This window comes from Prevotella sp. PTAC, assembly GCF_013166535.1.
Taxonomy (GTDB): Bacteria; Bacteroidota; Bacteroidia; order Bacteroidales; family Bacteroidaceae; genus Prevotella.
In genome coordinates this window covers 1-12,101 of record NZ_JABKKK010000006.1, presented here as the reverse complement: position 1 = coordinate 12,101, position 12,101 = coordinate 1, and the positions used below count along the sequence as shown (strand labels likewise).

Genomic DNA, 12,101 nt, shown 5'->3' with positions numbered 1-12,101 from the left:
CTGCCACAGCCTATTTCAACGCACCGATAATCTCCGTTACCGAGGCACAACCGTGATTGTCGAGCCATTCGTTTATACCGTCGCGCACCTTTATCGTCACCGCAGGATCCACGAAATTGGCCGTGCCTATCTCTATAGCCGTGGCACCGGCCATGATAAACTCTATCGCATCAGTGGCGTTGCTGATGCCTCCAAGACCTATCACCGGAATATCTACGGCTTTCGCCACCTGCCACACCATGCGCAGGGCGACAGGCTTCACGGCCGGTCCGCTCAGTCCGCCGGTGCCGATGCTCAAACGTGAACTACGCCGCTCTATGTCTATCGACATTCCCATTAGAGTATTTATCAGCGACACGCTGTCGGCACCCTCTGCCTCACAGGCACGGGCTATGTCGGCGATGTTCGTCACGTTGGGCGACAGTTTAACAATGAGTGTCTTGCCATAGCGCCTGCGCACGGCACGCACCACGCTCGCCGCGCCCTCGCATGTGACACCGAAAGCCATGCCGCCGTCTTTCACGTTGGGGCACGATATATTCAGCTCGATGGCTGGGATGCCCTCAAGAGTGTCTATCCTTGACGCGCACTCGGCATAATCGTCGGGCGACGAGCCGCTCACGTTCACTATCATATTGGTGTCTATATGCTTTATCTGCGGATAAATGTATTCACAGAAGTAGTCTGCCCCTTTGTTTTGCAGCCCCACGCAGTTGAGCATTCCGTGAGCCGTCTCGGCCATGCGGGGATAGTCGTTGCCCTCACGGGGATTGAGCGTTGTTCCTTTCACGATGATGCCGCCGATGCCGTCGAGAGGCACGAAATCGGCGAACTCAATGCCGTAACCGAACGTTCCGGAGGCTGTCATCACGGGATTTTTCAGTTCAAGCCCGTCACTTATCTTCACATTTAAAGCTGCCATAATAGTTTTTTTATGTTAAACACCGGCCCGGCCTTGCATACGCAGAGGTTGCCGGCCACAGTTTTCTCCACGCAGCAAAGGCAAGCCCCGATGCCGCAAGCCATAGTATTCTCCAAAGACACCTCGCACTCAATGCCCTCACCGTGCGCATATCGGGCCACGGCCATCATCATCGGCTTAGGACCGCACGTGGCGATGCGGTCAAAACGCTCGGCCGTGAGCACGGAGTGATTGGTGACGAAACCTTTTTCCCCGGCCGACCCGTCTTCCGTGGTGACGCACACACGACCGTACTTAGCGAACTCGCCAATCATGAGCAAGTCGGCGGCACGGCGCGCACCGAGCAGAAAAACAGGCTCGCAACCCATGCGGCGCATCTCGGCACCCATATACAGAAGCGGAGCCACACCGACACCGCCACCCACGAGGAGCACCCGTTCGGCCTGAGTATGAGGCATGGTGAAACCGTTTCCGAGCGGAAGCACACAGTTCAACTTGCAACCGGCACTCACACAGCCTATCGCCCTGGTACCGTCGCCAATCATGGCTACAAGCAACCACAGCTCATTGGCATCCCTGTCTACAAAATTTATTGATATAGGGCGGCGCAAATAAGTGTCGGCCGTACCGTCGGCACGTACCTCCACAAATTGCCCCGGCCGCATGTCGGGCAGCGGTTTGTCATCTGTCAGCCGTATAAGCACATACTTTTCACTGACCTTCTCCACTGCCCTGACCGTAAGGTCGAGAATGCATTTCTTCATATTTTCTGTTTCAAATTATGGTCTTTTCATCATTGGTAATTCCAACCCGGATGCTCCCTGCCTGCATTTCAGCATACCGGAACCCAACAGGGCGTATTCAAGGATAGCGCAAATCGAGAGCCGCCAAACAGGAGCTCTGCCATATCAAATACCAGCAAAGTAGCATATCCGCACTGTTTTACGCCTGCAAAGATACTATTTTTTTATCAGCAAGACGATATATTAATAATGTATTTACACCTGTCTGACAATAAAAAACACATGACTTCCGGTCTTATTCGGGAGACTGTAAAACCACGCTTTTATTAGGACTATGCGGCATCCCTATCCCCAAAGATCCTAAATAATGATTATAATTAAAATTTTTCGGCAGGTTGGACATTTTTTTTTTGGGGGGGGGATGGATTGCATAGCAAAAGTGCTGAGTGGACATTTTGGGTGATAACAGAGCAATAATCAATCTGTGTTTGTCGTCCTAATAGTGTCTTTTGATATATCCATCTATTGAGTTTCTTTCTTGATTAACCCCTATATTCAATACGCAGGCAGGTTAAACAATAATTTTGGATAAATGTTATATCATTATCAACAATATTGACAAAAGCCCTTTTATAATTCGTTTATTTCAAAATTATAATCCCGTGGGCGAAAATATCGGCATATTTTGATGTTTTCGCAACGTTCTGTTTATCAATATAATACGCTTGCTTACGTTTTTAAGGATGCCGAGCGGGCTTTGTCATTTTGCAACGGGCACCTTATTGGCCTGCATTTAGATACCCGTTGCTCTGCGATTAGCGTCTAAACGTCTTTCATTTACTTGCCAATCACGTTCCAACGAGCGTCCCGTTGCGGCAAAAACGAATGTTTTTCACCTCACCGCAAGTATGCTATCGCGTTATGTATAGCCCTGTATATCGTGCGGATTTTTCTGTTTCGAAGAAAATAAAGATGCCTTTTTAATGATATTTTTATTACAAGCCGCGGGTTTGAGAATGGAGGGATATGAAACCGGAAGGTTCAAAAAGAGAATGGTTCCTTGCTGTTTCCGCTCATTTTGATTACCTTTGTGTCTGTCTTTCGTAAAAGGTTTCCGGCCATTGGCATGTCCGGGTGCCCGGAACCGGAAGGCGCTTTAACAGACATGACCGAATAAACAGACGGATAATAATGATAGAAGTGAATAAAGCATCGGTGAGGATGGACGACAGAAAGCTTTTCGCTGGTTTGTCGTTGTCTGTCGGTGAGGGACAGATGGTGTGTGTCACCGGAGGGTCGGGATGTGGAAAGACGACATTGTTGCGTGCCGTGCTCGGTTTCGTGCCGCTTTCGGAAGGCCATATCAGTATATACGGTGAATTACTCACGCCATCTTCGGCGGTTGAGTTTCGCAAGCAGATGTCGTATTTGCCGCAGGAACTTGCTTTTCCGGTGGAGAGCGTCCGTGAAATGGTGGCTTTGCCTTTCGGACTGAAAGCCAACAGAAACCTGCTCTTTTCGAAAGACAGGCTGATGGAAGAGTGGGGACGGCTGGGGCTTGACACTGGGTTGTACGATAAGAAGGTGACCGAGATAAGCGGCGGTCAACGCCAGCGTATTGCGCTCTCGGTGTGCGGATTGCTGCGCAAACCGATATTTATAGCCGACGAGCCGACATCTGCGCTCGATGAGCATTCGGCCGCCCTCGTGGCCGGGTATATCCGGGACATGGCTTCGCGGGGATGCGCTGCGCTGCTGGTGAGCCACGACACTGCTTTTGCCGAGGCATGCGACAGGAGAATAACGATGGGCGACACATATCATGATAGAGGATTATAGACGATGAACACGATAGATATATCATATTTAGGACTGGGCGTGGGATTGCTGCTGCTTGCCATGCCGATATATTTTTTTCATAGGCTCGGAGTGCGTCTCGTGCGTTCCACGGTGATAGCGGCTGTACGTATGGTTGTGCAGCTTTTCTTGATAGGTCTATACTTGAAGTATCTCTTCGAGTGGAACGACCCGTGGATAAATCTTGCATGGGTGGCTCTGATCGTGCTTGTGGCCTCGTTTACTGTGGCTCAGCGTACCCGCTTGCGGTTCGGTTTTGCCGTGGTTCCGCTGTTTGGAGGGTTTTGCGGCTCGGCAATGGTTGTCGGGCTTTATTTTCTGATGTTCGTTCTCGGACTGTCAAATCCGTTTGACGCGCGTTATTTCGTGCCTGTCATCGGGCTTCTTGTTGGCAACATGCTCGGTGTGAGCGTGATGGCCTTAAATACATATTACGACGGATTGCAGGGCGACCGCCGGCTGTACTATTACCTGTTGGGCAACGGTGCAAGCCATGTTGAGGCTGTGATGCCTTTCGTGCGGCGTGCGGTGGAAAAGTCGTTCGCCCCCTGTGTTGCCAACATGGCTGTCATGGGGATTGTAGCCATGCCGGGCACGATGATCGGACAGATACTCGGCGGCTCTGTTCCGGGTGTAGCCATAAAGTACCAGATGATGATTGTAGTGATTGCTTTTGTGGCCTCGGCTTTGTCGCTTGTGGTCACGCTATATCTTGCCGACCGCCGTTCGTTCGACATATACGGGCGGTTGAAAGACATACGCAGGAGATCTTGAACATGATAAAGAGGAAAATGACTGTAAGAAATGTGGTTGCCATATATGCCATGGCCTTAGTTCCGGTGCTGTCGGCGTGCAACATGTCTACCGGTGGCAAGCCACTGATGGGCGGAGACATAGGCCGTGGCGAGACGGAAGATACCGTAGTCGTTTTGGAAAAGGAACCCCTGCCCGACATGGCGGATATCGCGCTGCCTGCATTCAGGCCGGCATCGGGTGAACAGATCTTGCGACGTACGGCGTATACGGTGTCTTATAATAAGGATACAAGACTGCCCAATTGGGTGGCGTGGAACCTCACTGCCGATCATACAGACGGCCCATTCAAGCGCGCCGGACTGAAATTCCGTGAAGACGTGGACGTGCCGGAACCTCGGGCGACAGACAGGGATTACTATAACTCGGGTTATGATCGAGGGCACATGTGCCCATCGGCAGACTGTAAGTGGTGCGAGGCGGCCCAATCGGAATCGTTCCTGTTTACAAATGCCTGTCCGCAGGTCCAGGGACTGAATTCCGGTGACTGGAATGAAATGGAGATAATGTGTCGCCGTTGGGCGGAGAAATACGGAAGTCTGTATATCGTTTGCGGGCCGATACTGTATGACGGGAAGCATAAGAGGATAGGGAAGAGCAAAGTTGTGGTGCCTGACGCGTTTTTCAAGGTGGTTTTGCGGTTGGGCGACAATCCTTCGGCCATCGGTTTTATATATAAGAATATGTCGGGAAACAGGCCGAAAGGCGATTACGTGAACACCGTGGATGAGGTGGAACGAATCACCGGTTACGACTTTTTCCCGGCACTTCCAGATGATATAGAGACTGTCGTTGAAGCCGACGCTGATATCGACGACTGGCTATAACACCTTTTCCAGTATAGCCTTCACCTCTTCGGCCGAGGGGTGGACGGCAAGGATTTTGCCGTCGCGGTCTACTAATACCGTGGTGCCGCCGCGGTCGCTGATGCCGTATTTCTCCCATATACGCCCCTTGTCGTTCAGTTCAAGGAGGTTAAGCCACGTATAACCGTCTTTTGCAATGGCTTTCGTCATGTCTTCCGCCTTGCGCTCCCGGGCTATGCCCACAATCGTGAAGCCGCGGTCTTTGTATGCCTCGTATACGGGAATCATGCTCTTCGACAGCCTGCGGCACGGCCCGCACCACGACCCCCAGAAGTCTATCAGGGCCACTTTGCCGGCTATCTCCCCGGAGATGGTGTGTTCTCTGCCTTCGATGTCGGGTGCGGTGAAGTCGATAAAGCGGCCTCCCGGCTTTATGGATTGCGAGGCGATGAAGTTGCGTATACTTCTGCTCATCGGGTGGTCGGGATATTTTTTCGCGTAGATGCGGTTGAAAACGTCGGCTGTTTCGGATAAGAGCCGCTCGTCAAAGAGCCTTTTATTCGTCGTGGCATCTTTTATAACGTACAGTCCTACGGGTGTAACGTTGTTCTCGGCGTAAGCCAGTGAGTACTCTATATGCTTGCGGAAAGTTTTTTTCCATGCGTTTTCAAGGTCGTAATGAGCCTGCGAGTATACTTTGTTATGTTTTTCAAGCTCACCAAGTAATAGTCTGAGGGAGTCGAGTTCATGTTTGTCTGTCGTCTTTTTGGTCTTGTCTATCAGGATGTTCGCCTCGGGAGTGAATCTCAGCCCGTTACTGTCGATACTGTCACTGAGGTGTCTCATCTTGTCAAAGAACAGTCTTTTGCTTTCTTTTTTGAAGCTGATGTACTCGGCGTTGAGCGGCGCGTCCGACTTTACGACCCGCGGTTTGCCATCGTCGGTGAACGTGATGTTGACTGTTCCGGTCTCCGCGAAGAACTCTGTGACGGGATGCGAGCCTCTTATATGCTCGTTGAGAGGCACAATTTCATATACAGTCGGTATTCCTTCGGTAATCAGGTCGTATGAGAAGCGTCCGTCGACCACTTGTATCGTGTCGTTTTTGTTCACGCGGACATCCGTTCCCGTCTCGGAGACCAAAAGCGTTTCGCATTTCGGATAGTTCACGGCCGTGCCTTCGATGCGGGTTATGTTTTTGGCGGTTTGGGCCGCGCCGGATATTGACGACAGTGCGATTGCCGCAAGAATGAGATACGTCTTTGTCATGATGCTATGTATATAATAATGTATTGTTATTCCGGTTCGTATGTGCCAAAGGTACATAAAAATACCGACAAATAGGCTGTCCGGTCATAAAAAACGGTTAATTTGCGTGATAAATACTTGCAATTCAAGCTTTTTTATTAACTTTGCATGCGGAAAAAGCAATATTACAGCGTGAAAATAAAGGAAGTGTTGAGCGCCCTTGAAACATTCGCGCCTCTGCCATTGCAGGAAGGTTGGGACAATGCCGGCCTGCAAATCGGATTGACGGAGGCGGAAGCGTCAGGGGCTTTATTGTGTCTTGACGTGAACGAGGCTATCGTCGACGAGGCGATAGGCAAGGGGTGCAACATCATCGTGTCGCACCACCCGTTGCTGTTCCGTGGTTTGAAGACCATATCCGGTGCCGACTACGTGCAACGCACGGTGATGAAAGCGATAAAGCACGATATTGCCGTAGTCTCGATGCACACCAATATGGACAATGCACGGGGCGGGGTCAACTTCAAGATAGCAGAGAAACTTGGCCTGACCGGTGTCAGGTTTATGGCAGGGAAGACTGTCGGAAGCGTGGAAGCAGGCAGCGGAGTGGTGGGTGAGCTGACCGAACCGATGGCTGCCGGCGACTTCGTGGAGTTGGTGAAAAGGCAGTTTGCCGTGCAGTGTGCACAGTGTAACGAGCTGTTAAACCGACCGATACATCGCGTTGCGATATGCGGCGGGGCCGGCGACTTCCTTATTGACGACGCGGTGGCTGCCGGTGCGGATGCGTTCATCACCGGCGAGATGCATTATCATGTGTTTTTCGGTCGCGAACAGCAAATCCAGATATGCGTGACAGGCCATTACCAGAGCGAGCAATATACAAGCGAGATATTCAAATCAATAATCGGGGAGGCGTGTCCGGCATTGCCGTTGCATATCGCCGGGACATGCACCAACCCAATAATCTATATTTAAGATATAATCATGGCAAAGAAAGAAATTACAGACTTGTCTGTGGAAGAGAAATTGAAAGCTCTCTATCAACTTCAATCGGCATTGTCGGAAATTGACGAGAAGAGGTCGCTCAGAGGCGAGTTGCCTCTTGAAGTTCAGGATTTGGAAGACGAAATAGAAGGGCTTTCCATCCGAATAGAGAAAATCCGCACGGAGATCGACGAGTTCCAAAAGGCTGTAAGCCAGAAGAAAGCGGAGATTGCTGAGGCTCAGGCAAGTGTGGAGCGTTATAAGACACAGCTCAACGATGTGAAAAACAACCGTGAGTATGACACTTTGAGCAAGGAAATAGAGTTCCAATCGCTTGAAATCGAACTTTGCAACAAGAAGATCCGCGAGGCTGCCGCACGTATCAGCGACAGGGAAGCAGACCTCAAGGCAAGTGAGGAGATTATCGAAGAGCGCCGTAACGACCTTGAAATGAAGAAGAACGAGCTCGACGAGATAATGGAAGAGACACGTGCCGAGGAGGAAAGACTGAAGATAAAGGTGAAAGAACTCGAGGCGAAGATAGAGCCACGACTGCTCATGTCGTTCAAGCGTATACGCAAAAATGCGCGCAACGGACTTGGCGTCGTATACGTACAGCGTGACGCTTGCGGCGGATGCTTCAACAAAATACCGCCACAGAGGCAGCTCGACATCAAGATGCACAAGAAGATTATCGTGTGCGAATACTGCGGACGAATACTTATCGATCCTGAGTTGGCCGGTGTGAAGACAGAGAAGCCAAGCGCAATGGAAGATAAAAAGAAGACCCGCAAGCGTGCCATTCGCAAGACGGCGAAGACCGAAGAGAGCGAGACAGAGGCTTAAATACAAGTGAAATAAACACTCCCGTCAGAATAGTGAAAATCCTGACGGGAGTGTTTTTGTATTTGGACGGTATGGCTTTTCTGCTTTTTTATAGTATTTCGGTGTCTGAATATATTGTTTTCGTATTTTTATTGAAGTTCTTTTTTAATTTTTATTGAAGTTCTTTTTTGTTTTAATCGAGGTGTATTCCTATTCTTATTTAAGTGCATTTGTGATTTTATCGAAGCGTTTTTGCGCATTAAAATTCTTGTTTCTTATGGATTTTAACAAGTCTTTTTTATATTGGACATATTGTTTTCAATATTGAAACAATCACCATTTTGATGCCTTATAAATTTCTGTAATCTGGTATTTCGTGTAAGAAAGAATAGCTGTTGTTTTCGTAATCCATGCGGCAGCAATAATGTTGTATTCCGTTGCTCACTATAATATAGTCTACGTGGAGAAGCATGTTGTATGCCGTTATTTGGTCGAAAACCTTTTGGGTGAGTTGAACGGTTGGAGCTTTATATTCCATTATTATGCGCGGTCGCAGGTCGCTGTCGTATAAAACGCTGTCACACCGCATCTTTTTATCGCCTATACGTAATTCGATCTCGTTGGCAAGATATACTCCCGGATAGCCTTTATGCTCTATGAGATAATGTATGAAGTGCTGTCTGACCCATTCCTCGGGTGTCAGCGCCACGTATTTGCGTCGCAGAGTGTCGAGAATGGTGTATCTGTCACCGTTTTTAGCCACTCTTGCGTCAAACCGTGGCAGGTTTAATCTGTACGTCATAAGAAACCAAAATAGTTTGCTTTTGTTTTGTATTCCATCCGATTTGCACTAACTTTGCAGAAGTTAGGCTTCATCTCGGCAATAAGAAACAAGTTTCCTTGCTCTCGATTTGCGCTAACTTTGCAGGGGCTAAACCAGTATCGGCATGAGCCGGATAGTCATCCGGATGGCTTTGACGGGCGTTTGCTTTAGCCGTAGTCAATTGCCTTTGCAAAAGTAATAAATAATAACCGAAAAGAAAAATGGCTGAATTAAAAACAGTGACTTATGACGGAATAATGCGAGATTTGAAAGCCCGCAAGTATGCTCCGATATATTATCTGATGGGCGACGAACCTTATTATATAGATAAGATTGCTGACTATATAGCGGAAAATGTGCTCGCTGATGAGGAAAAAGACTTCAACCAGACTGTGTTTTTCGGTTCAGACGTGACGGCGGCTCAGATAGTGGATGCGGCTAAGCGTTATCCGATGATGTCTGAACGTCAGGTTGTCATAGTCAAAGAGGCTCAGAACATACGGAACTTGGATGCTCTCGATGCTTATTTAAGAAATCCGCTGACATCGACTGTGCTTGTGATGTGTCATAAAAACGGAGTGCTCGATAAGCGGAAGAAAATAGTTTCGTCGATAGACAAGGTTGGAATAATCTTTGAGAGCAAGAAACTTCGTGAACGGGATCTTCCTCCTTTTATCGAAACATACCTCCGTGGACGAGGAGCCTCTATCGATCCAAAGTCGCAACAGATAATTGCAGACTCTATAGGTACAGACTTGTTGCGACTTGTGAGCGAGCTTGAAAAATTGCTAATTGCCATGCCAGAGAATGACAGGAGGGTTACACCGGCGCTGGTAGAGCAGCAGATAGGGGTGAGCAAGGATTTCAATTCGTTTGAGTTGCGTGACGCGATAGTAAACCGCAACATATTCAAGGCAAATCAGATAATGAAATATTTTGACGAAAATCCCAAGGCCGGAAGCATATACGGTTTTCTTCCGATGCTCTTCAATTACTTCCAGAATTTGCTGATAGCATATTATTGTCCTCAAAAGAACAGTCCGGAGCAGGTTGCCAAGTGGCTGGATCTACGCAATCCGTGGGCCGCCAAAGACTATATGACAGGCATGCGAAATTACACGGGAATGAAAGTTATGCAGATTATTTCCCGAATTAGAGAGACAGATGCCAAAAGTAAGGGACTTGACAACCCTAATACGCCTGCAGGAGAGCTGATGAAAGAGCTTATTTTCTTCATTTTGCATTGAAAAACGGCTTTTTAATGACTGTTTTTTTCTAGATTGAGCACTCGTAAGGAGTGCTTTTTTTATACCTAACTCCTATATAAATCAGGCATTTCGGGTGTTTTTACCCCATTCAAAACTCGCTTATTTTTTTTATTTCGGACCGTCGTTCGAAATTTCCCCGTATTCTCGAATTTTCTTGTTTTGGCTCTTGAGAAATTCAGTGTTCGCATTTATTAAGGTTTAATATCTTGAATATTGAAATGTAAATCAAAACACAATTAACACTAAATGAATTAAAAATGTATTGTATTTACATTTATAAAGACAAATATGTGAGTTGTAAAATGTAAATATTAAAATCCAAACACTCCTATTCGGATATTTAAATTTATAAAAATACAGGTCTTTTTATTCACTATAAACATCTAAAATCCAATTGTTTGTATATAAATATTGAAGTAGAACACGGCTAAATGTCCTTTTATTAGTCAATATTCACCTGTTATAACACATATCCCCGTAATATATATGTTGATACTTAGCTAACAACCAGTACTTTAACTAAATAATCTTTATTTCATGTTTATTATCTGTTTACATACATTATTCACATTTACAAATCACAACTAATGATATGAAGCCTTACCCGTTTATAGTTTACAAGTTTAAAAACACAAATCCAAATATCAGTATTTAAAATTCAATCAACATTTGTTGCGTATACAAGAAAAAAGGTTTATCTTTGTAAACGCAATGAAAATTTGGGCTAAAAGCCCTCAAACAGTTATTTTACGGTAATGAAAGATAGAATAAGACAGATAATGGAGGCTCAGCACATGAGCCAGCAAGTGTTCGCCCAGTTCATTGAAATGTCACCGGCTTCGCTCAGCAGTATCTTCAACGGACGTACCCGTCCCACCCTGAACATAGTCGAAGCCATAAAAAAGAAAATTCCCAACATAAATACAGATTGGCTTATGTTCGGTTCGGGAGAGATGTTTACAGGACGTGACAGTACTCCCGCCATTGGCAAGGAGGAGGCAGAGATAGGAATTGAAGCCACTCTTGATTTCGATGACGAGAGTCCTGCCGCTACCCCGCCGATGGTTCAGGCGGACAGCTTAGGGAATGGTGTAAGAAATACACGTCCCGAAATTATCCGTGAAGAGATAAAATATATTGACAGGCCACAAAGAAAAATCACCGAGATAAAGATTTATTTCGATGACCTTACATACGAGACGTTTGTACCGTCAAAAGGTAAATAAGTGTTTCTTTTATCTCATAATGTCACCTATTACTATTCAATTATTTAATGTATAAACCATAAAAAATGATATTTATCAGGCTTGTTTTTCTATGAGAAGTAATGAGTAAAATCATTAGGACATTGTGACTTTTTATGGGTATTGCCGGGTTTTACGTAATTGATATTGATGAGGCAGTTCGTATATTCGGGTATATAGGATGTTGTTATGTTTCAATTGCTGTCCAGGAATGTGATAATTTGCTCTTGGCGTGGTGATGATTATATAATGCCAAGATAGTGTATGGTGTTTTTAAGCGTGAAACCTATTGTCGGAATGTAATAAAAATATCATTAAAAAGGCATCTTTATTTTCTTCGAAACAGAAAAATCCGCACGATATACAGGGCTATACATAACGCGATAGCATACTTGCGGTGAGGTGAAAAACATTCGTTTTTGCCGCAACGGGACGCTCGTTGGAACGTGATTGGCAAGTAAATGAAAGACGTTTAGACGCTAATCGCAGAGCAACGGGTATCTAAATGCAGGCCAATAAGGTGCCCGTTGCAAAATGACAAAGCCCGCTCGGCATCCTTAAAAAC

11 protein-coding genes are annotated in these 12,101 nt (G+C 46.8%); 7 read left to right on the top strand and 4 right to left on the bottom strand.

What is annotated here, in order from left to right; translation table 11 throughout:
• Positions 1 to 10: 10 nt before the first annotated feature.
• Together HPS53_RS05540 and HPS53_RS05535 are read right to left on the bottom strand one after the other, a co-directional pair.
• Positions 11 to 922 carry a dihydroorotate dehydrogenase gene (locus tag HPS53_RS05540; RefSeq protein WP_172204944.1) on the bottom strand — a complete coding sequence of 304 codons (912 nt, stop codon included), beginning with the start codon at positions 920 to 922 and terminating at the stop codon, positions 11 to 13.
• On the bottom strand, positions 910 to 1,686 hold the full coding sequence (locus HPS53_RS05535; RefSeq protein WP_104368961.1) for a dihydroorotate dehydrogenase electron transfer subunit: 777 nt from the start codon (positions 1,684 to 1,686) through the stop codon (positions 910 to 912). The genes HPS53_RS05540 and HPS53_RS05535 overlap by 13 nt, the downstream gene beginning before the upstream one ends.
• A 1,170-nt stretch (positions 1,687 to 2,856) precedes the next feature.
• Here HPS53_RS05535 and HPS53_RS05530 point away from each other — a divergent pair.
• From HPS53_RS05530 to HPS53_RS05520, 3 genes are read left to right on the top strand one after another with little or no spacing between them, the layout of a single operon-like run.
• Positions 2,857 to 3,504: an ATP-binding cassette domain-containing protein gene (locus tag HPS53_RS05530; RefSeq protein ID WP_172204941.1), complete on the top strand. Its 648-nt coding sequence runs from the start codon at positions 2,857 to 2,859 to the stop codon at positions 3,502 to 3,504.
• Between the two features lie 3 nt (positions 3,505 to 3,507).
• Positions 3,508 to 4,296 (top strand): ABC transporter permease, encoded by a 789-nt coding sequence (locus HPS53_RS05525; protein ID WP_104368846.1) that lies wholly within the window; start codon positions 3,508 to 3,510, stop codon positions 4,294 to 4,296.
• Positions 4,297 to 4,313: 17 nt separating this feature from the next.
• Positions 4,314 to 5,162, top strand: a complete 849-nt coding sequence (locus HPS53_RS05520) for a DNA/RNA non-specific endonuclease (protein ID WP_172204938.1) — start codon at positions 4,314 to 4,316, stop codon at positions 5,160 to 5,162.
• On the opposite strand, the gene HPS53_RS05515 is transcribed toward HPS53_RS05520, so the two are convergent.
• Positions 5,157 to 6,410, bottom strand: coding sequence for a TlpA disulfide reductase family protein (locus HPS53_RS05515; protein ID WP_172204935.1), 1,254 nt, complete (start codon positions 6,408 to 6,410; stop codon positions 5,157 to 5,159). The genes HPS53_RS05520 and HPS53_RS05515 overlap by 6 nt on opposite strands.
• A gap of 171 nt (positions 6,411 to 6,581) precedes the next feature.
• Here HPS53_RS05515 and HPS53_RS05510 point away from each other — a divergent pair, with 171 nt between their 5' ends.
• Together HPS53_RS05510 and HPS53_RS05505 are read left to right on the top strand one after the other, a co-directional pair.
• Positions 6,582 to 7,367, top strand: a complete 786-nt coding sequence (locus tag HPS53_RS05510) for a Nif3-like dinuclear metal center hexameric protein (protein WP_104368848.1) — start codon at positions 6,582 to 6,584, stop codon at positions 7,365 to 7,367.
• 9 nt (positions 7,368 to 7,376) lie between these two features.
• Positions 7,377 to 8,222 (top strand): zinc ribbon domain-containing protein, encoded by an 846-nt coding sequence (locus HPS53_RS05505; RefSeq protein ID WP_104368843.1) that lies wholly within the window; start codon positions 7,377 to 7,379, stop codon positions 8,220 to 8,222.
• Positions 8,223 to 8,550: 328 nt separating this feature from the next.
• Here the strand turns inward: HPS53_RS05505 and HPS53_RS05500 are convergent, their stop codons facing one another.
• Positions 8,551 to 9,003, bottom strand: coding sequence for a type I restriction enzyme HsdR N-terminal domain-containing protein (locus tag HPS53_RS05500; protein ID WP_172204932.1), 453 nt, complete (start codon positions 9,001 to 9,003; stop codon positions 8,551 to 8,553).
• Positions 9,004 to 9,245: 242 nt separating this feature from the next.
• Here HPS53_RS05500 and holA point away from each other — a divergent pair, with 242 nt between their 5' ends.
• Together holA and HPS53_RS05490 are read left to right on the top strand one after the other, a co-directional pair.
• Positions 9,246 to 10,271, top strand: a complete 1,026-nt coding sequence (gene holA / locus HPS53_RS05495; protein WP_172204929.1) for a DNA polymerase III subunit delta — start codon at positions 9,246 to 9,248, stop codon at positions 10,269 to 10,271.
• Positions 10,272 to 11,047: 776 nt separating this feature from the next.
• A complete protein-coding gene (locus HPS53_RS05490; protein WP_104368840.1) occupies positions 11,048 to 11,518 on the top strand; it encodes a helix-turn-helix domain-containing protein in 471 nt (156 codons plus the stop codon).
• The last annotated feature ends 583 nt before the right edge of the window (positions 11,519 to 12,101 follow it).

Excerpts from the sequence above, each read along its gene's own strand:
- HPS53_RS05525 (WP_104368846.1), top strand. The coding sequence starts at position 3,508 with ATGAACACGATAGATATATCATATTTAGGACTGGGCGTGGGATTGCTG.
- holA (WP_172204929.1), top strand. The coding sequence starts at position 9,246 with ATGGCTGAATTAAAAACAGTGACTTATGACGGAATAATGCGAGATTTG.
- HPS53_RS05515 (WP_172204935.1), bottom strand. The coding sequence starts at position 6,410 with ATGACAAAGACGTATCTCATTCTTGCGGCAATCGCACTGTCGTCAATA.
- HPS53_RS05540 (WP_172204944.1), bottom strand. The coding sequence starts at position 922 with ATGGCAGCTTTAAATGTGAAGATAAGTGACGGGCTTGAACTGAAAAAT.
- HPS53_RS05505 (WP_104368843.1), top strand. The coding sequence starts at position 7,377 with ATGGCAAAGAAAGAAATTACAGACTTGTCTGTGGAAGAGAAATTGAAA.
- HPS53_RS05490 (WP_104368840.1), top strand. The coding sequence starts at position 11,048 with ATGAAAGATAGAATAAGACAGATAATGGAGGCTCAGCACATGAGCCAG.
- HPS53_RS05520 (WP_172204938.1), top strand. The coding sequence starts at position 4,314 with ATGACTGTAAGAAATGTGGTTGCCATATATGCCATGGCCTTAGTTCCG.
- HPS53_RS05530 (WP_172204941.1), top strand. The coding sequence starts at position 2,857 with ATGATAGAAGTGAATAAAGCATCGGTGAGGATGGACGACAGAAAGCTT.
- HPS53_RS05535 (WP_104368961.1), bottom strand. The coding sequence starts at position 1,686 with ATGAAGAAATGCATTCTCGACCTTACGGTCAGGGCAGTGGAGAAGGTC.
- HPS53_RS05500 (WP_172204932.1), bottom strand. The coding sequence starts at position 9,003 with ATGACGTACAGATTAAACCTGCCACGGTTTGACGCAAGAGTGGCTAAA.